A 19,498-nucleotide genomic window follows, 5' to 3' on the forward strand; every position below is an offset into this window, starting at 1 on the left:
CTCTTCATCGAGTTAAATCGTTTTGTCGATTTCTCAATGCCTGTGAGTGTCCACACAGATTGCTTGATAGATTGTTAAAGAGCAGGACCGCGATGGAGCCCATCGGGTCAGGGCTGCGTATTCTACGCTTTCCCTTAAGTTCGTCAAGAAGTTTTTTATCACCATTTTGACGCCAACCTTGGATTATCTGGGAGTTAACTTCCATCGTCCCGGTCAGTGGATGCGCATTATAGGGAGGCCAGCCGATAGCGCAAGTGCTTTTTGACAGCTTCGGCGCCAAGCGTCCACCTTTTAACCGTAGCGGCTATTTACTGGTCTTTTCCCATTAAAAACTTGCTTTAAAGGCCCTGCTTATGTTGAAAAATGAGAGCAAAGGTCATTTTTTCGGCATCAGTCTGGTTTAAAGGTAAATAATTCATTACCATAGTTGCCGCTGTTAACAGTAATTTATCAATTCTTCTTCACAGAGAACATTTTTATGCAAAAGTCATTTTTGATTGTGCTGGGTATCGCCATTCTGGGCGCGCTTGCGATATATCAGCTCATGCCTCAACTGCCTGCATTTTTGGCCTTCCCTGTTGGCGCACTCCTTGCCGCTGCAGTTTATGCCTTCACATCCAGCCCAAGTCAGGTTCAAGCTAAAACACAAGAAGCTTACAATGGCCCAACCATTACTCTCTATGTAGGTAATCTGCCTTATAGAGCTCACGATACTGAAGTTAAGTCATTGTTTGAGGAATATGGCCCGGTGAATTCGGTTCGCTTGGTCAGAGATCGCAAGACCGGCAGACGTAAAGGATTTGGTTTTGTGGAAATGTCAGAGTCCGGCGCTCAAAAAGCGATGACCAAATTGAATGACTTCATCTTTCAGGAGCGCACCCTGAAAGTTCGTGAAGCTAAATCACAAGATTCAGATAAGCAGGAATAATAGTTCTATGTCATCACGCTGGTCGAGGCCTTGGCCGTTTGAGTAAAACCATACTCGGCCAGCGTTGATTTCAATCCTTCGGTAATTTTCTCACTGGTGTAAAAGGCCCACTCACTATCTGCTTGTTGTGAGGCAGTCGGCTCCTGCTGATATTGCAGCAGACTCTTTACCCGTTTCGCTATCGCCTCGCCGGAGTCCAATAGTTCAACATCATCACCCAGTATTTGTTGTAGCTCAGGCTTCAGCATAGGGAAGTGCGTACAACCAAGCACAAGCACATCCAGTTCACTGTAGATAACAGGTTGCAGTAACTTCTTTATTGCTGCGACATCTATAGCCAGCCCAGCCGCCTTAGCCTCCGCAAGCAGCACCAGTTCAGAACAGCCAAAGAGCTCTACCTGGCAATCACAGGCAAAGTGGTTGATCAACTCTTTGGTGTAAGCCCTTTTGACCGTGCCAGGTGTGGCCAACAAACCTATATGCTTGCGTTTGGAGATGGCTGCCGCCGGTTTAATAGCCGGGACAACACCTACAACCGGGATTGTCAGCTGAGCTCTCAACTCGGGAAGTACCAAGGTACTGGCTGTATTACAGGCAATGACCACTATCGCGGCATCTATCTGCTTGGCCATGGTCACAACTAAATCCACGCATCCGCTTATCAACTCGGCTTCCGCCAACTCACCATAAGGCAAGCGCGCGTTATCAAACAGATAGCAATACTTTCTCTGTGGTAATAGCTTGCGGATCTCCCCAAGCACAGACAAGCCACCTATGCCTGAGTCAAAAACCAATATGGGTCGCGACAAATTGTGCCTCTAAGCGATATACAAAGGGTGTCGTGGCTTGAAGCCACAACGGCGGATGAAACGCTATTTTTTCATAGCTTGGACAAAAGCACAAAGGTGCGAAACTGGACATCAGCGCCACGTAGTATAATATTTGCGCCCCGTTTGAAGCCAAGAGTGAATATTATGAATTTAGAAGCAATGGACCCAAGTCAATATGATGCGCAGCTGGAACAAAAGCGCCTCAAACTGGAACAGGCCTTTGCCCGCTTCACTCCACCGGCACTCGAAGTGTTTCCCTCAGCGCAGCAACACTACCGCATGAGAGCAGAATTTCGGGTTTGGCATGACGGGGATGATCTCTACTACTATATGTTTGACCAACAGCAAAAAGCCAAGGTTCGTTGCGATCAGTTTCTGCCCGCCAGCGCTTTAATCAATCAGATGATGCCGGCACTGATGGCCGAGCTGCGCCCCAACAGCATACTGAGACACAAGCTGTTTCAAGTAGACTTCCTCTCTACTCTGTCTGGCGAGATTTTGGTGTCACTGCTGTATCACAAGCAGTTGGATGATAACTGGCTCAATGAAGCCAAGGCGTTGAAACAGAGACTCGAGAAAGAGTTCAAGGTCGACATCATAGGTCGAGCCCGCAAGCAAAAGTTTGTGTTGGACAGAGATTTCGTCATCGAACGTCTGCAAGTCAACCAGCAGGAATACATCTATAAACAAGTGGAAAACAGCTTCACCCAGCCCAATGCCCAAGTGGCAACCAAGATGTTGGAGTGGGCGATAGACTGTACCCGTCACAGTAGTGGCGATCTGCTTGAGCTTTATTGTGGCAACGGTAACTTCTCTATCGCCCTAGCACAAAACTTCAACAAGGTGCTGGCAACCGAGTTAGCTAAACCCTCGGTCGATTCCGCTCAATACAATATTGAGCAAAATGGCACTGAGAACCTGCAGATCATTCGTATGTCGGCGGAGGAGTTTACCCAGGCCATGACGGGGGAGCGTAGCTTCAGGCGTCTGGAAGGAATTGACCTCAAGAGTTACGACTGCAACACCATCTTCGTTGATCCACCGCGAGCCGGCTTGGATCCCGATACAGTCAATCTGGTGCAGGGCTATGAGTCCATTCTCTATATTTCCTGCAACCCGCAAACCCTGGCCGACAATCTCGAACAGTTGAGTCAAACTCACGAGATCAAACGCTTTGCCCTGTTTGATCAGTTCCCTTATACCGACCACATGGAAGCGGGCGTATTGCTTTCCAGGAAAAGCCTATAGATTAGGATGAGACTGGTGTAGCAAGCCCAATAAGACACTAACCGATAGGAAAAAAGACTCCAGAACCTGCAAAGCTACTAGCAAAACGGCTTTGCTGGCTCTACATAAGCGTCACCTTCCAGTTCTCCTCTCCTTTTTAACTGCAGTTAAATAGGGGAGGACTACCAAAGCAACTCAAAGAGATGTGGGACAGCACAGATGAAGCTGACGCCTAGCTCAATGGAACCTCTGGAGGCAACAAGTCAGAAAGAGCGGTATCAGGCCGTTACTCCAATTTGGCCAGTGTCTTAAAAACCATCTTCATGGCATAGTTGCTTCTGCGGTTCATCCGTTACACACCTGCCAACTGGAAGGTATGAACAACAAATCAAACTACGGAAGCGAATGGGCTATGGCTACCGGGATACCGAATACTCCTTTCTGGAAGTCAGAGTGGCATTCCCCAGAGATCCGCGATGAACCAAACAAAAGGGCCCCGAAAGGCCCTTTTGTTTTGGCAAATGTTTATCAGCGGCTATCACGCTTTTGCTGCAACGCTTCTGCGCCCGTTGCCACCATTCGCAGCTGAGTCACCAGTCGGTCGGCCAGAATCTTGCGATCGGCACGTTTCATATCCAGGGCGGCGGCGCCGGCATTGAACACCAGAGTCACCAATGCCTCGGCCTGTGCCCTGGCCAACTCAGGGCTGCGGCCGGCTGTGTCCTCGGTGTAGTGCGCCAGTTCCGAGATAAAGTGTTCAATCTCCCGCGCCACGGCGGCACGAAAGGCGGCCGAGGTGCCTGAGCGCTCATGCAGCAGGATCCTGAATACGTTGGGATTGGATTCCAGTACTTCCATAAAGGTGTCGACCGAGATACGGATAACACTGCCGCCGGCTTCGGCGCGCTGACGTCCCTTACGCATCATCTGTCTCAGCGTCAGGCCACCTTCATCGACCATGGTCAGCCCCAGTTCATTCATATCCTTGAAATGACGGTAGAAAGAAGTTGGCGCTATATTGGCTTCCCTGGCCACTTCCCTAAGACTCAGGCTGGAAAAACTGCGCTCGGCACTCAGTTGATTGAATGCTGCATCCACCAAGGCGCGGCGGGTTTTCTCTTTCTGCTGTGCTCTGATACCCATCTTTATTCCATTCACTGGATCTGTTGCGCAAATAATACAGGCTTTACTCAATAATCACATCCTCGGCTGGTGTCACTGTGATTGTGCTCCAATAGCAACTTAGCGTACACTTGTTAGCTTAAAGCGTTTTGGAAGTCATCATAATGAAAAAACCTCCCCTCATCTGGACCAACCTGATCCTCTTCCTGCTGACGTTTGCCGGTGCCTGTATTCTGGTGCCTTGGCGAGGCATCAGCCATGGCTTTGAGCTCAGCGAGTGGTTCACCTTCGTACTGTTGGCCTTCGCCAGTGGTTTGTCTATCACCGCCGGTTACCATAGGTTGTGGTCACATAAGGCTTATAAGGCTCACCCGGCCGTGCGTTTCCTGTTTGCCTTGGGCGGTGCGCTGGCGTTGCAGAACAGTGCCTTGCATTGGGCTTCGGATCACCGTATCCATCACAAGCATGTGGATGACAATGACAAGGATCCCTACTCAGCGAACATGGGTTTCTGGTACAGCCATATTGGTTGGATGCTCAGGGAATATCAGGCACAACGTTATCACGACTATAACAACGTCAGAGACCTGCAAAACGATGCCATAGTCATGTGGCAGCATAAGCATTATCTGCTGCTGGCGCTATTGATGAATGTGGGCCTCCCCGCTCTGCTTGGTTGGTTGAACGGCGATATCCTGTCGATGTTGCTGCTGGCTGGGCTGCTCCGCTTGGTGGTAGTGCATCACTGCACCTTTTTTATCAACTCGTTGGCGCATATCTGGGGTAAGCAACCCTATACAGACCGTAACACCGCCCGAGACAACGGTGTGCTGGCACTGTTTACTTATGGTGAGGGTTACCATAACTTCCACCATATCTTTGAAAACGATTACCGCAATGGTATCCACTGGTGGCATTACGACCCCACCAAGTGGTTGATCCGTTTCCTGTCCTGGTTTGGCCTGACCAAAGACCTGCGCAAGAGCCCTCAGGAGCGCATCGAAGCCGCCAAACTGCAGATGCAACTCAAGCGCGCCCAGAATAAGGTGGCCCATCTGCCCAATTGCGAGGAAATCCTGGAAAAGCTGCAGGCAGAATACGAGGAATTGAAGAGCCACTTGCTGGCCTACTTTGAAGCCAAGAAGGCGCTGCTTGAGGCCCGCAAGCAGCAGTTGGCGGATAAGCATCTGCTGTCTCAGGTGGCGGAAATGCGTTTACGTTTTCGCGCCCAACGAAAACAATGGCGCCAACTGCGAGCCAGCATAGCCTAAAACCTTGTCGTAGCCTCCCAAGGCCTGGCGATCGGCTTAACAGAATTTACCTGAGTTGTGAAACGGTCGGCTTGTACTGCGGCCGTTTCTGTTTATGATCAGGGGTTATTTCAATCACTCAGGGACCCGGCTATGTCAGATCAGTCAGTAAAACTCACGGAATACAGCCACGGCGCAGGTTGCGGTTGCAAGATTTCTCCCAAAGTCCTCAGCACCATTTTGGCGTCTCAACTGCCGGACTTTAAAGATCCCCGCCTGTTGGTCGGCAACCAGAGCCGGGATGATGCGGCCGTGTATCAGTTGGATGATCACACGGGCATTATCAGCACCACAGACTTCTTTATGCCGATAGTCGATGACCCTTTCACTTTCGGCCGTATCGCTGCCACCAATGCCATCAGCGATATCTATGCCATGGGCGGCAAGCCTATTATGGCAATTGCCATTCTCGGCTGGCCGGTGAACAAGCTGTCACCCGAGATTGCCCAGCAGGTAGTGGATGGCGGACGCCAAGCCTGCATGGATGCCGGGATCATGCTGGCCGGAGGCCATAGCATAGACGCGCCTGAGCCTATTTTCGGCCTGGCAGTCACCGGCACAGTGGCGCTGGAGCACCTCAAGCAGAACGATACCGCCAAGGCGGGTGACAAGCTCTATCTCACCAAACCTCTGGGAATTGGCATACTGACCACGGCACAAAAGCAGAAGAAGCTGGCGCCACAGGACGTCAATATCGCCCCCGAAGCTATGTGCCAACTCAATAAGATAGGTGCCGAAGTCGCCAAGATAAGCGCGGTTCACGCCATGACAGATGTGACGGGCTTTGGTCTGGCAGGCCACCTGCTGGAAATGTGTCAGGGTTCCAACCTCAAGGCCAGCATAGATACTGCCAAACTGCCGTTGCTGGAAAAAGCCTCCGAGTATCTGGCTATGGGCTGTATCCCGGGCGGCACCCACAGAAACTTTGACAGCTACGGTGAGCACCTCCCCGAGGTTTCCGAGCAACAAAAAGCCTTACTGTGCGATCCGCAAACCAGCGGCGGCTTACTTATCGCCGTCGGCGCCGAGGGTGAGGCAGAACTGCAGCAACTGCTGACCGGTCAAGGGCTGGAGCTACACTGCATAGGTGCGCTCGACTGCCGCGACGATAGTCAGCAGTGGGTGGAGCTTATATGAGTCGACAGATAATCGCGCCTGCAGAGTACCGGGAGATCTTCCTATCCGATCGTCCCCTGGTCGATCTGCGGGCGCCGGTTGAGTTTGCCAAGGGTGCCTTTCCTGCCAGCACCAACCTGCCATTGATGAACGACAGCGAAAGGCAGAAGGTGGGCACCTGTTATAAAGAGCATGGACAGGCTGCCGCCATAGAGCTCGGCCATTCGCTGGTCAAAGGCAAGATCAAGGCCGCACGTATTCAAGCCTGGCTGGATTTCTTCAGCGCCCACCCTGATGCCAACCTCTACTGTTTTCGGGGTGGTCTGAGATCTCAGCTGACCCAGCAATGGATCCGCGAGGCCGGTCTTGAAGTGCCCTATATTCAGGGCGGCTACAAGGCGATGCGCCAATACCTTATCGATACCATAGATAACACCCCGCAGCAGCAACAGCTGTTGATCCTCAGCGGTATTACCGGCTCAGGCAAGACAGAGTTTATTCTCAGTCGCAGCGAGTCAGTGGATCTGGAGGGCACTGCCAATCACAGAGGGTCGAGCTTTGGCAAGAATGTCACGCCGCAGCCCAGTCAGATCAATTTTGAAAACAGCTTGGCTCGGGAACTGTTGAGGCATCAAGAGAGGCAAGAGTCCTGCCTGCTGCTGGAAGATGAAAGCTTCCTGATTGGCCGCCGCGCCATACCCAAAGTCTTCTTCAGTGCCATGCAACAGGCCCAGGTATTGGTGCTGGAAGAGCCATTGGAGGCCAGACTCCCTCGCCTTCTGGATGAGTATGTGCACAAGATGCAGCGAGGTTTTGAACAGCATTATGGCACCGAAGAAGGCATGGCGGTGTTCGGCGCCTATCTGCGTCAGAGTGTCGAGGGCATACGTAAGCGCCTTGGGCACCAGCAAACTGATCAACTGTTGCAGTTGGTCGACTCAAGCTTGCAGACCCAGCTGCAGCGCAACACTACAGAGCAACATCTGGAGTGGATCTCACTGCTGCTGGAGAAGTATTACGACCCCATGTATCAGTACCAGCTGGAGAAAAAGGCCGAGCGGATCATCTTCCGCGGTGACCGCCAGGCCATTCATCAGTGGCTGGATGAGAGGCGGTCAAACCGCTCCGAATGAATTCAAAAGCAAGAGAGATTCAATCCGAAGAGCCCGGCAACTGCCGGGCTCTGTCCGTTATCTCCTACCTTCCTCAACAGCAATACCGCTCAGCTGTCGGGTTTGGCCAGCAGATCGGCTACCCGCTGCTGCAGTGAGTGACGGCTCTCCTCCGTGCCGGGTACCTGAGATGCGATATTGACCTTAAGCCTTGACCAGAAACGTCTTGGTCGGGTCGTCAGGGCATGTCCATCTTTGTGGCTAAAGAAAGATCCCCACAAACCTTTGAGCGCCATAGGCACCACAGGCACAGGATCCTTTGCCAGTATCTGTTCGATACCGGGCCGAAACTCATGCAACTCACCATCGGGAGACAACCTGCCCTCAGGGAAAATACACACCAACTCTTCATTGGCCAGCGCCTGGTGGATACGCTCAAAGGCCCGGGTATAGGTATCAATGCACTTTTTCGGTGAGCAGATAGGGATCACCCCGGCGTGGCGGAACAGATACTTGAGCAAGGGCATTTCACTTATGCTCTTGTCCATCACAAAGCGCACCGGGCGAGTGGATGCGCCCAGCAGCACCAAGGCATCGACGTAACTGACATGGTTACACACCAGCACGGCGGCCCCTTGCTTGGGAATGTTTTCCCGGCCTTCCACCTTGAGACGATACAACAAATGGCTCAGCAAGTAACTGATAAACCTCAGAGTAAACTCAGGCACCTGGCTATAGACATACAACGCCACCACGGCGTTGAATACCGCCAGCAGAGTAAATAACTGAGGAATCGACAGGCCGACCAGCTCCAGCAATATTATCGACAATATCGCCGAGCACACCATAAACAGGGCATTGACTATATTATTGGCGGCTATGGCCTGGGCACATTCACCGGGGGCCGAGCGCGACTGAATAAAGGCATACAGAGGCACAATAAACAGGCCGCCACTGACCCCTACCATAAACAGTGCGAACATCAGCCTGAAGTGTTCACTGCGGCCGACAAACTCGGCTATGTCGTAGAGATATCCCGCCGGCAGTTGGCTGTAGTCAGGAATGGCCCACAGCAGATCCAAGCCAAAGAAGGTTAACCCTGCTACCCCGAAAGGCAGCAACCCCAGCTCTACATGGCCAAAGGAGAAGCGTTCGCAGACAAAGGAGCCGACCGCAATACCTATGGAAAACAGCGCCAATAGCAGCGACACCACAGTGGCGTCCGAGTGCAGCGAGCCTCTGGCAAAATTGGGGAACTGGGTCAGGTAGGTGGCACCCAAAAACCAGAACCAGCTGATCGCCAGAATCGCCATCCAGATTGACGGCGTTTGCCGTACCCGCTTGATACTGGCCAAAGTACCGGACAGGGGGGCAAAGCGTACCTTGTCTATCGGCAACGGCGCCGGCAGTGATGGAATCGCCCGGCTGGAGAGGAAACCGGCCAAGGCCAGCATACATACAGTTATCGCCGCCCACATCAGGCCGTTGTCACTGGTTACCAGCAGCCCGGCACTCAGGGTGCCTATCAAAATAGACAGGAAGGTGCCCATTTCCACCCATGCATTACCGGTTACCAACTCATCCTCTCTAAGCGCCTGCGGCAGCAGCGAGTATTTTACCGGACCAAAGTAGGCCGATTGGGTGCCGGTAAGAAACAGCAGCAGCAACATCAACAGATAGCTTTGCGCCATAATCGCCGCGGCGGCGCAGGACATGATGATAAGCTCCAGCAGCTTTAACCTGCGGATCATCAGCGCCTTGTCCATATTGTCGGCCACCATGCCCGCATGGGCGGAAAACAGAAAGAAAGGCAGGATGAAGATCCCTGCCGCCAGATTAACAAACAGATCGACACTCATCGGCAGGTTATCGACCTGGCTGTAGGTCACCAGCAACAGCAACACATTCTTGTAGATGTTGTCGTTGAGCGCCCCCAAACATTGAGTGGCAAAATAGGGTAAAAATCGTTTGCTCAGGAACATGCTCCCTCCTCCTGTCGCATTGCCGTCCACCACAAGTGCACCTGAAATGTCAGTAACTGCAACCAAGAAGCCTGACTGAAAAGCTTATCGTCCAGCGCCAGGCCAGTCAGCCCATGGATACTGCTCCAGAAGCTGCGACTGGCGAGTGCCAGTTTGGATGAGGACAAGTTTGGCAACAAGTCACCGAGTTGCTGCTCGAGTAAGCCTATCAGCTCGGCAATCAACTGTTGTTGCGATTCGGGCAGAGGTTCTTCCGGCCCCAGATGTAAGGCAAACACCAAGCGAAATGCCTGTGGTTGGATATGGGCAAACTCAGCATAGGCCTTACCTAACGCCAACAGCTTCTGCTCACCGGAGGTGAATGTTTGTCCGCACACCAACTGCATTTGTTCAAGCAGACGCCCCAAGACCCTGGCGGATACACTCAAGAGCAGATAGTTATAGCTACCAAAGAGGTTGATTAGGGTACTGGGGGCATAGCCCACTTGGGAGGCGATCCGCCTAAGACTCAGGCTGGTATATTCCTCCTGCGTCAACAACTGTTCAACGGCATCCAGTGCCATGAGGCGGATCTCTTGATGACTGTGTTCCTTGCGTCTTGCCATAGTGTCCATTCCTGAGAAGAGATGGCAGCAGACTAACAGCCTTCAAAATAAAAAACAATGTTCACAATATGATATTTTTTAGACACCCGTGCTGAATACCATTAATTAACCTTGGAAAATATCTTCAAAAAAGCTAACGAAAATCGGGCGATCAGCCTCTGGAGCATAAGAGCCCCAAGCGTATCAGGGCTCCGGCACAAAGGCACACTGTGCAAAACAGATTCAAAGGTTCGGGAATATGGCTCTATATTGAATCGAAGGGCGTTTTCAACCACGGCCCAGGCGTGTTCACTCAAACCACAAATGCCAGCGCCTATTGACCTTGCCAGCGCAGCAGCAACCTGTGCTCACCGACGCCAAAATAGTCGGCTTCCAGCCCCAGGTTTTCAAACCCCATGCGGCTGTAGAGATGGCGGGCGGGATTATCCGGCGCTACCGTCAGTAGCAGTTCATCGACACCATGGCGGCAGTCTTCCAGGCACGTACTGAGCAAGCTTTTGCCTATCCCTCGGCCCTGCTGCGTAGGAGACACGGCCAGTGACAGCAACCAGTGTCGCCCCGGCTGTTCAGCGCTCACCCGCAGCAGATAACCGGCCAGTTTCCCGTCGAAAAAGGCCCCCAGAAAACCTGTGGGCCAGGCATCCAGTGCTTGACGGAAGAAGAAGTCCGGGTAGCAGTGCTCACCGAAGGTTGCCAACTCCAAGGCCAATACGGCATCCAGATCGGCTCTGGATATTGGTCTTATCTGCATCCGATTAATCTCCGGCCAGTATCTTGTCCCACTCGAGGTTAGGGGAGCCGACCACGATAAAGTTGGGGTTTTCCAGCGATTCGCGCTCGTTGTAGGTCAAGGGCTGCAGCTCGGTATCCATCAACTGGCCACCGGATTCTTCTATGATAATCTGCGCCGCCCCTGTGTCCCATTCACCCGTGGGGCCCACCCGCACATAGCAATCTGCCCTGCCCTCTGCGACCAGGCAGCTCTTGAGTGCCGCACCGCCGAGCACCACGAGTTCACAATGCTTGGGTTGGTTGAACAGCTTGAGCACAGACTGAGGGTCCTGACGCCGACTGACCGCCAGGCGCAACGAATTGTCCTGCTCTTTCGGCAACTGCTTACTGTGAATTCTCAGCTCTGCCTGGAGGGTACGTTTGTAAGCGCCAAGACCTGCTATGGCGTAGTAACATACTTCAGTCATGGGCACATAAACCACACCCATAATGGGGCGGTTATGCTCAACCAGGGCAATGATGACCGAGAAGTCGCCGCTGCCGGCGATGAACTCTCCGGTACCATCCAAGGGATCTACCAGCCAGTAGCGGCGCCACTGGCTACGCTCAGAGAGGGGAATATCGGCGGCTTCCTCGGACAAAACCGGGATCTCCGGGGTCAGCGCCTTTAAGCTGCTGCAGATAATCTCATGGGCCGCGATGTCGGCCGAAGTGACAGGGGTGTTGTCTTCCTTGGTTTCCTTGCTGAAACTGCCTTGTTGGTAGATCTGGCGAATTTTCTGTCCCGCTTCCGTTGCAATGACAATAACGTGATCTATCAACTCTTCTGGCTTCATAACTACTCCAAACGCCTTCCATCGGATAAGCAAAAGTCAGTGGCCGGGTGTGGCCAATTTTTTAGGGTGACTCAGTCAGTTTCAGCCGTTTCATCGCCAAAAACAAGGCGCTGACGCTGCGTCCTTCTGAAAAATCATTCATCTCCAGCAGCTCTTGCCAACGCTCCAGGGGCCAGGGAACCAGTTCTATCGGTTCAGGTTCATCGCCTTCCAGGCGACTCTCGTAGAGATCTTCGGCCAGGAAAATCTGCATCTTACTGGCGAAATACCCGGGAGCCAGGCTTAACTCTTTCAGTTTAGTCAATTTGCGGGCGCCATAGCCTATCTCTTCCTGCAATTCACGGTTGGCGGCTTCGGCGGCTGTCTCTCCCGGGTCGATCAGTCCCTTGGGGAATCCCAGCTCATAGTTATGGGTACCCGCGGCATACTCGCTGCCCAGCAGTAACCATTCACCATTGAGAACCGGCACCACCATCACGGCGCCGCGGCTGGCACCTTTCATCCGTTCGTAGTGGCGTTCCTCTTGATTGGAGAAACGCAGATGTACCTGTTCTATTTGAAACAGACGACTGCGGGCAACAACTTCGGTGTGCAATATTTCCGGCTTCTTCTGCCGCTCTGTCATAGAGGCCTCTGACGCTGACAAACTGAAAATGTGACTCAGGCTACAATGTTATACCAATTCACACGAAATAACAGAGCCACAGAGTTTGTCTGGGCGGTGGGAATTTTCAGATTAGTCGACTTGGATGCAAGCGCTGGCGGGTTACCGCAGGGGTTTTAAATGGGAAAGCTCAACTGAACAAACGGCAGCCGAGAGAAACCCGGCTGCCAGCCTCTTTAAAGGCCCGGGATCTTGCCGTTGTAATTGATAGGGAAATATCCCTGGGCATCTCGCTTGCCCAGAAATGGCAAAGCTTTTTTTAGATCTTCAGACTGAGCCTGAGTCTCACGAATGCGGGCCTTGACCTCAAGTTGTTCATTAGCCTTGAGCAGCAAGGTGCCAGCCACGCCTATGGCGTTTTTCTCTTCATCAGTCGCCAGTTGCACCTGACCGGCAACACACTGCAGGCCGAGTTCTATGTCTCCCAAAGGATACTGGCCAAACTGATTCCTGATGCCGACTCGGTTGAGAAAGACTTTGCCGCTGAGCGCCTCACACCAAGGCTGCCCCTGCGCCAGAGTGTCGAGCAACACTGAGATATCACCGCTTACCTGAGTGCGAAATGGCAGACGACTGCCGGCCATTAAAAACTCGGCCGGAGCTTCAAAACGCAGCTTCTCGGCGCTGATACCGCCGGCAGCCAAGGTGACTTGGCCCTTGGCATTGACGGCACTGGCGCGGCTGCCCAATTGGAAGTCCAGTTTGGCTCTGCCGGTCAGCAGCGCCCAGGGGCTGAGCTCCCAACTCAGTTGCTCCAACTGACGTTGCTGCAATTTAATCACATCGATACTGCCACTCCAGATGGTGCCGCTGACACCGCCAAGCTGCAAATTGGCCGGCAGCGGGGCCAGCGAAACAGCCAAGCGTGCAGGGAAGAGTGCCAGCATAAACGCCAGGTAGATCAGCACACAGAGTATTATTTTACTAATCAGTTTCAAGACAACACCTTACGACTGAGATAACTGGATTCGTCTGACTTTCACCATGCCAGGGCTATCACCTTCGGCCAGATCCAGGCTATCCAGCGACAAGCCCTGTTTCTGTACCAGATCACCAAGATAGGAGATCAGGCTATCGAAGGGCACTTCATCCATCCAGATCTGGATCTGTTTTCCCTGCGGTGCCATGCGGGTGATCTCCAGGTCATAGCTGGCGGCGCTCTGGGTCACCACAGTACTGAGACTCCCCTTGAGAGCCGGTCTATTACCGCTCTGTTTGATACCGGCAATCTTATTGGCCGTCTGTTTCACAAAGCTGAGCATCTGGGTCTGAGCATTGAGGCTATTCTGCGCCTTCTGCTCGGCATTGCTTATCGGTGTCCAGATCCCCCAGTAAAGGATGCCAACAGCCACTATCACCGCCATGGCAGCGACCAGCTGTTGCTCCCTCTGTGCCAGTGATTCCCACCAGTTACGCAAATTTTCCATTTATTTGCTCCTTAGGGTCAGGGTACTGGTGACCGCATTTTCAGTACTGTTCATCGCCCCGCCCTCGAGACGGAATTTACGCCCGGCCAGCTCTTTAAACTGCTCTATCTGGGCATAGCTCTTGGCCGTCACCTGCATACGAATTTCACTGCGTCCGGCATCAAACCTCAGGCTGTTGGGCTTGAGATCCGGCACTTGTTTGAAAGCACCTTCGAGCCCATCCAGCATGGCAAAGAACTCACCACCCGAACCACTGCCCTGCAGGGTTCTGAGTTGAGATTCCAGCTGCGAGCGCAAGTTAACTATCCGCGAACTACCGGGAACCACCTGACGATAAATACTTTCGCTCTGGGCCCTCAGTTCATCGGCCTCTGTCTGCATCTGATGTATGTTCAGCCCCTTGTTGACCAGACCAAGCAGCAGGGCAATGGCGGCGACGATAGCCACTCGCTTCCATAGCAGCAGGTGCTTGCTGTATTCACGCTTGGGAACATAGGGGCCGGACAGCAGATTGATAGGCGACTTGTGTAGCCCCTTGGCCAACACCAGCATGGGCATCTCCAGTGGCATCTGCCGACACTCAAGCTCTGGCCATTGAAATTCGGTATAGCAGGCCAGACTCGGCGCCGTTTGCTGCTCTTCGAGCAACCCGGGCAGCAAGGGCTGCAGCCAGTCCTTGGGCATACTCATACCCATGCCTTCGCCGGTACGCAGCAACAGCTGATCTTCATAGGCCATCAGGGCCCAGTCACAGTATTCCCGTTCCAGTGCCAGACAATCCGGCACCATTTTACGCACCTTGAGCCCGGCCTCATCCAACCAGGAGAGCCAGTTTTGCATCTGCTCATGAGCAACCACAGCCACACTCAGGCTCTCGCCATCGCGGGGACCAACCACAAAGTGCAGTTCATCAACATTTTGGGCCAGGGTGTCTTCAAGCAGGAAAGGCAATGCCTTTAGAGCCTGGCGTTGCCCCTTCTCCGGCAGATTAACCGAAGTGAGCTGAAGGGCACTGGCCGGCACCAGTACGTCGACCGGGCGATTACCGGCTCGCTGCGCCAGAGTCTCCAGTGACCGCGCATCAGCCAGCTCTCCCGAGGCAATAATCTCCTGTTCCTGCTCAGACCATACGACCCAGGCGCAGGGCGAGCCCAGGTTTTTGCCTAAACGGATAAATAAGCGTTCACTCACTATTGTTCTCCACAATCCCTGGCCTTGGTGGCTTAGGGGCTTGTCCTGTTATTCTTGTCCGCCATATTGCCGGGTCAACACTTCGAGCTGATTACCACCCACTATGTGCAGCATGCTCTCCAATCGGAACAGGGCATCATCCACCCTGGCCTTGGCCTCCAGTTTGAAAAACTTACTGTCGACCACGAAACTGGACTTGAGCTGATCATTCTTACTGGCAATAGTGGTCAGCGATCCCAGCGCCCAGAAATCTTCTATCTTGTCGAAGCCCCCCGCAGGGCGCTGGTTAATAATACTTTCGGCCTCGCCTACCGAGATTTGATTTTCCAGCATTCCCGCCAGCAGTGCTGCCTGCTCGACCTTGATGGTGTTGACGTTCAGCAACTGTCGGTCATTTCCCGGTATGGCGCAAACATAGGGCCTTAAAATGCGATAAGTCTCTTGGTTAAAGCCAAAAACGGCCCGTAACTCACTGCTGTGACTCATTAAGGTATTGGCCGCCCGATAAGGGACCACCCTTGCTTCATACTCGGCATCTTCGGCACCGAAGGGCGAGGCTATCGAGTCCTCGTCCAGATAATCTTTCAAGGTATGGGTCAGACGCTCGGCGCCGAACTCATCCATCCCCAAGGATTCCAACAATCCCTTGAACTGTCTGACGGCCAGCGGCATCTTTTGCGGCTGACCATCTGCCGCCTCTTTGCTGCTGACACTCAAGGCATTGAGGTTAAAGCAGCTGCGAAGGTCGGAAATGGTGCCACCAATCTCGCCGTTCTCCGCCGGAAAAACCACATCCGCCATGGCCCAGTATTGCTGCAGATGCACCCGACCTTCCGAGTCATCCAAATCCTGCTTCAATACCTTACGCGCCAATTCTTCGGCCGAAATAGCGTACCAGTAAGCCTGGTCATACTGCGCCAGATTCAAGGTTCTGCGCACCGACAACTGGTTGCGCCCGGTAATACTGGTAGCCAGCACGGCCACAATCGCCACTATCAGCAATACCACTATCAGGGCGACGCCTCTTTGCTTGCCTCCCATCAGAACTCCTCCTTGCCTTGGCCTGAGTTATTGCCGTCCTGGCCGTCGGAGTCCTGCTTGTCGTCGTTCTGATTGCCGTTGTTGTCACCCTTGTTGGTGTCGCCACCATTGTCGTCCTGTTTGTCGGCCGCAGGTGCCCCGACAGGCAACAGGAATTTGCGGGTGATAATGCCTCTGTCCTCTGTCTCTATCTCTATGGCGATCGCCTTGGGCAACTTGCTGGCCTCAACCTTGCGTTGCCACTTGTCCTCGACAAAAAACGCGTACTTGACCGATAACACCTTGTCCATCAATACGGTTTTAATCGGTTCGGCACCAAACTCCGGCTCGGGGTAAGGGTAGTACCAACGCTCGAGCCGCCCCTCCTGCACTACATAGGCCACAGACTGCAGACTGCCTCTTGGCAGCAAGCCACCCGGATTGAGCCACCCCAGGCGAAAAAACACCAGCGCCTCGGACTCAGAGTCCAGAATATCTGTCCCGGTCTGAAACACTGTGCTGCCGCGGCCGCCTTCCAACAGCCTGGGAGTACGGGCAACCATCTGCCCCAGATCCCGCTCCAACACCCCAAAGCCCTGCTGCAGGTACTTGAGCTGTTTTGAAAAGTCGCGGGTGACCTCGTCATTTTTCAGCACAGTTTGCAATACGGCGTTAGCCGCCAGGCCCAGCATGGCGAAGATCGCTATGGCGATCAGCATCTCCAGCAGGGTAAAACCGCTATTCCTGCTTGAGTACATATGAATTCACCTGAGCGATGATCCGCCCGAATCTGTCATCATCACTGACACTGATACGGATCATCCGAAAATTATCATCTGTGGTCTTGACCACTTCTTTGCGCCAATACCAGGTTTGGCCGGCCAGTTCGCTGCGACCATCTTTACGCCCAAGGGCCGGAAAACCCTTTTCCAACCTGGCATCTACCATCTGGTTATCTGCTACCCACTGCGCCAGGGTGCGTTCTTCCAGTATCGGCATATTGGCAATCTGATCGCCTATGCTTTTGGTAATTGCCACGGCCGCAATGGCAAACACCGCCAAGGCGACTATGACTTCCAGCAGCGTCATCCCCTTTTGCCGGGCAGGTTTATTCAAAATCATCGAACCTCCCCAGTTTGAGGCGACCCAGGCTATCACCGCTGACCAGTACCTCTACGGTTTCGCCTTGGCTATCGCGGGCGATAAAGCTCAGCTCGAAAGCGGTCATTTCGCCACTTGGCAACAGCATGATCTGCGGCTCGGGAAACTTCTTTTTGTCCGCGTCCGATTCCTCAATAAAGGGCTCGTCGAACCAGGAGTCCTGCTCTTCATCTTCCTGCACCAAAGGCAGGCCTTCGAGCTCGACCGACAACGAGATGCCTTCCGGCAACTGCTTTTCGGCCAGCAGTCGGTCCTGTTCCAGCGGTTGCCATTTGTTCTCTTTAAACAGCACGAAGTGGTACTTGTCCTTGTCCACCACTATGCCGATAAACTGACCACTGAGCACAGTTTCATCCAGCACTGTCTCGGTGGCCGCCATAAACCCCTGCGCCTCACGAGTTAACTGCTGCTTGGGGCCACTATTACCCATGGTCATGGTCACAGCCGTAGCTGCCAGCCCCATCAGCAGCACCACCAACATCACTTCCAGCAGGGTAAAACCCCGCGAGTGCCTGATTTGCATCTTATTGGAAGTCTTGCAGATTCCAGTTGCCTATGTCGTCTTCTGTGCCGGGTTGGCCGTCAGGGCCTGAGCTGAAGACGTCGATCTTGCCGTGTTCACCCGGGCTCATCAGCAGGTAAGGGTTGCCCCAGGGATCCATAGGCAAGCGCTTAACGTAACCACCGTCACGATAGTTGCGTGGCTCAGGAGAAATATTGGGCTTCTCGACCAGAGCTTCCAGCCCCTGTTCGGTTGTGGGGTACACGCTGTTGTCCAGCTTGTACATATCCAGCTGGTTTTCCAGCGCGACTATGTCAGACACCGCCTTTTGCTGGTCGGCCTTGTCCTTGTTACCCATCAGATTGGGCACCACCATGGAGGCCAGGATCCCCAGGATCACTATCACCACCATCACTTCCAGCAGGGTAAAACCTTTCTGTCTGTTGTTGCTTTGCATTAACTTACTTCCTCCTAAAAAACCTCAAATGGCTGCGGTGAAATGAGACTCAGCCACTAATCATATTGTTGAGCGCCAATATCGGTTGCAAAATCGCCAGAACAATAAACAACACTATCCCGGCCATACTCACCACCAACAGGGGTTCAAACACCCCCAAGGCGATATTGACGTTGGACTCGAACTCCCTGTCCTGGTTATCTGCGGCGCGCTCGAGCATCTGCTCCAGCTCACCACTCTTCTCGCCCGAGGCTATCATATACAACATCATGGGCGGGAACAGCTTGGTATTAGTCAGTGCCGCCCCCAGACTGGTTCCCTCACGCACTCTGGCCGTGGCCTCTTCCACCGCCTGACGCACCCGTACATTCAGCAAGACCTCACTGGCAATCCGCATGCCATCGAGCAGCGGCACTGAACTGGCACTGAGGATACTCAAGGTTCGGGCAAAGCGTGACGTATTCAGCCCCTTGCTGACCTTGCCGACCACAGGCAAACGCAGCAACAGCTTGTGATACTTGAGTTTGAAGGCGGGCTTGGTGAGCATCTTCTGAAACAGCAGTGCCAGCAATACTATGGCGCCCAGGACGAACAAGCCGTAATGCTGAACAAAGTCAGAGGCGGCGATCAAAAACTGAGTGGTACCGGGTAACTCCTGGCCCATGTGTTCAAATTGGCCAACCACCTTGGGCACCACGGCCGCCAGCAGCACGGCGATAACACCGATAGCCACTGTGGTCAGCACTATGGGATAGATCATCGCCTGGGTCAGCTTGGTCTTGAGTTGTTGGCGCCGCTCCGTGTAGTCCGCCAGGCGATTGAGTACGATTTCCAGATGGCCGGACTTTTCGCCCGAGGCCACCATGGCACGGTAGAGATCATCAAACACATGGGGAAACTCAGCCATGGAGTCGGCCAGCGAGTAGCCTTCCACCACCCGCGAGCGCACCGCCATCACCATGGAGGCGAGACGGTCTTTTTCGCACTGTTGGCCCACGGCCTTGAGGGCCTCTTCCACCGGCAAACCGGCAGCGACCAGGGTCGCTATCTGGCGGGTGATCAGTGCCAATTCGGCCACGGAGATCTTCTTGCGCCGGTTCAACCAACTGCCACTACTGGCCTTGGCTTCCTTTTCGGTAACCGGGGCGATATCCAACGGCATCAGCTTCTGTTCACGCAGCTGACTGCGGGCCTGTCTGGCGGTATCGGCTTCGATAACCCCTTTGACCTGCTTACCGGCTTGATTGAGCGCCTTGTACTCGAATGCCGCCATGAA

Annotated in this window: 21 protein-coding genes and 1 pseudogene; 6 read left to right on the plus strand and 16 right to left on the minus strand. The window is 53.5% G+C overall.

The features are described from left to right. The first annotated feature begins 478 nt into the window (after positions 1-478). A complete protein-coding gene (locus ACMHXI_RS11970; RefSeq protein ID WP_413735034.1) occupies positions 479-928 on the plus strand; it encodes an RNA recognition motif domain-containing protein in 450 nt (149 codons plus the stop codon). A 5-nt stretch (positions 929-933) separates the two neighbouring features. Here the strand turns inward: ACMHXI_RS11970 and murI are convergent, their stop codons facing one another. Next, positions 934-1,737 carry a glutamate racemase gene (gene murI, locus ACMHXI_RS11975; RefSeq protein WP_107111710.1) on the minus strand — a complete coding sequence of 268 codons (804 nt, stop codon included), beginning with the start codon at positions 1,735-1,737 and terminating at the stop codon, positions 934-936. A gap of 165 nt (positions 1,738-1,902) precedes the next feature. On the opposite strand from murI, the gene trmA reads away from it, so the two are divergent. Both trmA and ACMHXI_RS11985 read left to right on the plus strand, forming a co-directional pair. Then, on the plus strand, positions 1,903-3,006 hold the full coding sequence (trmA, locus tag ACMHXI_RS11980; RefSeq protein WP_190534186.1) for a tRNA (uridine(54)-C5)-methyltransferase TrmA: 1,104 nt from the start codon (positions 1,903-1,905) through the stop codon (positions 3,004-3,006). 229 nt (positions 3,007-3,235) lie between these two features. Continuing rightward, positions 3,236-3,574: pseudogene (locus tag ACMHXI_RS11985) on the plus strand (transposase); the annotation flags it as partial. Here the strand turns inward: ACMHXI_RS11985 and fabR are convergent. Next, a complete protein-coding gene (fabR, locus tag ACMHXI_RS11990; protein ID WP_025010659.1) occupies positions 3,514-4,128 on the minus strand; it encodes an HTH-type transcriptional repressor FabR in 615 nt (204 codons plus the stop codon). The pseudogene ACMHXI_RS11985 and the gene fabR overlap by 61 nt on opposite strands. Before the next feature lie 143 nt (positions 4,129-4,271). Between fabR and ACMHXI_RS11995 the strand changes: the two genes are divergently transcribed. The 3 genes from ACMHXI_RS11995 (at position 4,272) to mnmH (ending at position 7,666) form a co-directional block, all read left to right on the plus strand. After that, positions 4,272-5,378: an acyl-CoA desaturase gene (locus ACMHXI_RS11995; RefSeq protein ID WP_044733367.1), complete on the plus strand. Its 1,107-nt coding sequence runs from the start codon at positions 4,272-4,274 to the stop codon at positions 5,376-5,378. Positions 5,379-5,510: 132 nt separating this feature from the next. Next, positions 5,511-6,554, plus strand: a complete 1,044-nt coding sequence (gene selD, locus ACMHXI_RS12000) for a selenide, water dikinase SelD (protein ID WP_045283933.1) — start codon at positions 5,511-5,513, stop codon at positions 6,552-6,554. Further along, positions 6,551-7,666 (plus strand): tRNA 2-selenouridine(34) synthase MnmH, encoded by a 1,116-nt coding sequence (gene mnmH, locus ACMHXI_RS12005; protein WP_071238917.1) that lies wholly within the window; start codon positions 6,551-6,553, stop codon positions 7,664-7,666. The genes selD and mnmH overlap by 4 nt, the downstream gene beginning before the upstream one ends. Positions 7,667-7,755: 89 nt before the next feature. Here the strand turns inward: mnmH and ACMHXI_RS12010 are convergent, their stop codons facing one another. From ACMHXI_RS12010 to gspF, 14 genes are all read right to left on the minus strand, one after another. Next, positions 7,756-9,627 carry an MFS transporter gene (locus ACMHXI_RS12010; RefSeq protein ID WP_115389596.1) on the minus strand — a complete coding sequence of 624 codons (1,872 nt, stop codon included), beginning with the start codon at positions 9,625-9,627 and terminating at the stop codon, positions 7,756-7,758. After that, positions 9,618-10,232, minus strand: a complete 615-nt coding sequence (locus ACMHXI_RS12015; RefSeq protein WP_342206023.1) for a TetR-like C-terminal domain-containing protein — start codon at positions 10,230-10,232, stop codon at positions 9,618-9,620. The genes ACMHXI_RS12010 and ACMHXI_RS12015 overlap by 10 nt, the downstream gene beginning before the upstream one ends. A gap of 313 nt (positions 10,233-10,545) precedes the next feature. Then, positions 10,546-10,983 carry an N-acetyltransferase gene (locus ACMHXI_RS12020; RefSeq protein ID WP_342206024.1) on the minus strand — a complete coding sequence of 146 codons (438 nt, stop codon included), beginning with the start codon at positions 10,981-10,983 and terminating at the stop codon, positions 10,546-10,548. 4 nt (positions 10,984-10,987) lie between these two features. Beyond that, entirely contained in the window at positions 10,988-11,800 is an 813-nt protein-coding gene (gene cysQ / locus ACMHXI_RS12025) for a 3'(2'),5'-bisphosphate nucleotidase CysQ (RefSeq protein ID WP_342206025.1), read from the minus strand. A gap of 61 nt (positions 11,801-11,861) precedes the next feature. Further along, positions 11,862-12,425 (minus strand): ADP compounds hydrolase NudE, encoded by a 564-nt coding sequence (gene nudE, locus ACMHXI_RS12030; protein WP_342206026.1) that lies wholly within the window; start codon positions 12,423-12,425, stop codon positions 11,862-11,864. A gap of 215 nt (positions 12,426-12,640) precedes the next feature. Next, a complete protein-coding gene (locus tag ACMHXI_RS12035; protein WP_071238913.1) occupies positions 12,641-13,402 on the minus strand; it encodes a type II secretion system protein N in 762 nt (253 codons plus the stop codon). A 9-nt stretch (positions 13,403-13,411) separates the two neighbouring features. Then, the gene (locus ACMHXI_RS12040; protein ID WP_025010651.1) at positions 13,412-13,891 is read right to left on the minus strand and encodes a type II secretion system protein M; all 480 of its coding nucleotides are present in this window, start codon (positions 13,889-13,891) and stop codon (positions 13,412-13,414) included. Continuing rightward, positions 13,892-15,082 carry a type II secretion system protein GspL gene (gspL, locus tag ACMHXI_RS12045; RefSeq protein ID WP_123115493.1) on the minus strand — a complete coding sequence of 397 codons (1,191 nt, stop codon included), beginning with the start codon at positions 15,080-15,082 and terminating at the stop codon, positions 13,892-13,894. A 48-nt stretch (positions 15,083-15,130) separates the two neighbouring features. After that, the gene (gspK, locus tag ACMHXI_RS12050; RefSeq protein WP_071238911.1) at positions 15,131-16,123 is read right to left on the minus strand and encodes a type II secretion system minor pseudopilin GspK; all 993 of its coding nucleotides are present in this window, start codon (positions 16,121-16,123) and stop codon (positions 15,131-15,133) included. Beyond that, a complete protein-coding gene (gene gspJ / locus ACMHXI_RS12055; protein WP_025889490.1) occupies positions 16,123-16,860 on the minus strand; it encodes a type II secretion system minor pseudopilin GspJ in 738 nt (245 codons plus the stop codon). Before gspJ ends, gspK begins: the two co-directional genes overlap by 1 nt. Further along, positions 16,841-17,224 (minus strand): type II secretion system minor pseudopilin GspI, encoded by a 384-nt coding sequence (gspI, locus tag ACMHXI_RS12060; RefSeq protein ID WP_037467875.1) that lies wholly within the window; start codon positions 17,222-17,224, stop codon positions 16,841-16,843. The genes gspJ and gspI overlap by 20 nt, the downstream gene beginning before the upstream one ends. After that, a complete protein-coding gene (gene gspH / locus ACMHXI_RS12065) occupies positions 17,211-17,786 on the minus strand; it encodes a type II secretion system minor pseudopilin GspH (RefSeq protein WP_115389591.1) in 576 nt (191 codons plus the stop codon). Before gspH ends, gspI begins: the two co-directional genes overlap by 14 nt. A gap of 1 nt (position 17,787) precedes the next feature. Further along, complete coding sequence (gene gspG / locus ACMHXI_RS12070; protein WP_025010647.1) at positions 17,788-18,222, minus strand: type II secretion system major pseudopilin GspG; 435 nt, start codon at positions 18,220-18,222, stop codon at positions 17,788-17,790. Between the two features lie 49 nt (positions 18,223-18,271). After that, positions 18,272-19,495: a type II secretion system inner membrane protein GspF gene (gene gspF / locus ACMHXI_RS12075; protein ID WP_025010646.1), complete on the minus strand. Its 1,224-nt coding sequence runs from the start codon at positions 19,493-19,495 to the stop codon at positions 18,272-18,274. Positions 19,496-19,498: the final 3 nt, after the last annotated feature.

Origin of the sequence: Shewanella sp. BJSY2023SW005 (assembly GCF_047314585.1) — a bacterium.
Lineage (GTDB): Bacteria > Pseudomonadota > Gammaproteobacteria > Enterobacterales > Shewanellaceae > Shewanella > Shewanella algae.

Excerpts from the sequence above, each read along its gene's own strand:
- ACMHXI_RS11970 (WP_413735034.1), top strand. The coding sequence starts at position 479 with ATGCAAAAGTCATTTTTGATTGTGCTGGGTATCGCCATTCTGGGCGCG.
- trmA (WP_190534186.1), top strand. The coding sequence starts at position 1,903 with ATGAATTTAGAAGCAATGGACCCAAGTCAATATGATGCGCAGCTGGAA.
- fabR (WP_025010659.1), bottom strand. The coding sequence starts at position 4,128 with ATGGGTATCAGAGCACAGCAGAAAGAGAAAACCCGCCGCGCCTTGGTG.
- ACMHXI_RS11995 (WP_044733367.1), top strand. The coding sequence starts at position 4,272 with ATGAAAAAACCTCCCCTCATCTGGACCAACCTGATCCTCTTCCTGCTG.
- selD (WP_045283933.1), top strand. The coding sequence starts at position 5,511 with ATGTCAGATCAGTCAGTAAAACTCACGGAATACAGCCACGGCGCAGGT.
- mnmH (WP_071238917.1), top strand. The coding sequence starts at position 6,551 with ATGAGTCGACAGATAATCGCGCCTGCAGAGTACCGGGAGATCTTCCTA.
- ACMHXI_RS12010 (WP_115389596.1), bottom strand. The coding sequence starts at position 9,627 with ATGTTCCTGAGCAAACGATTTTTACCCTATTTTGCCACTCAATGTTTG.
- ACMHXI_RS12015 (WP_342206023.1), bottom strand. The coding sequence starts at position 10,232 with ATGGCAAGACGCAAGGAACACAGTCATCAAGAGATCCGCCTCATGGCA.
- ACMHXI_RS12020 (WP_342206024.1), bottom strand. The coding sequence starts at position 10,983 with ATGCAGATAAGACCAATATCCAGAGCCGATCTGGATGCCGTATTGGCC.
- cysQ (WP_342206025.1), bottom strand. The coding sequence starts at position 11,800 with ATGAAGCCAGAAGAGTTGATAGATCACGTTATTGTCATTGCAACGGAA.
- nudE (WP_342206026.1), bottom strand. The coding sequence starts at position 12,425 with ATGACAGAGCGGCAGAAGAAGCCGGAAATATTGCACACCGAAGTTGTT.
- ACMHXI_RS12040 (WP_025010651.1), bottom strand. The coding sequence starts at position 13,891 with ATGGAAAATTTGCGTAACTGGTGGGAATCACTGGCACAGAGGGAGCAA.
- gspK (WP_071238911.1), bottom strand. The coding sequence starts at position 16,123 with ATGGGAGGCAAGCAAAGAGGCGTCGCCCTGATAGTGGTATTGCTGATA.
- gspJ (WP_025889490.1), bottom strand. The coding sequence starts at position 16,860 with ATGTACTCAAGCAGGAATAGCGGTTTTACCCTGCTGGAGATGCTGATC.
- gspI (WP_037467875.1), bottom strand. The coding sequence starts at position 17,224 with ATGATTTTGAATAAACCTGCCCGGCAAAAGGGGATGACGCTGCTGGAA.
- gspH (WP_115389591.1), bottom strand. The coding sequence starts at position 17,786 with ATGCAAATCAGGCACTCGCGGGGTTTTACCCTGCTGGAAGTGATGTTG.
- gspG (WP_025010647.1), bottom strand. The coding sequence starts at position 18,222 with ATGCAAAGCAACAACAGACAGAAAGGTTTTACCCTGCTGGAAGTGATG.
- gspF (WP_025010646.1), bottom strand. The coding sequence starts at position 19,495 with ATGGCGGCATTCGAGTACAAGGCGCTCAATCAAGCCGGTAAGCAGGTC.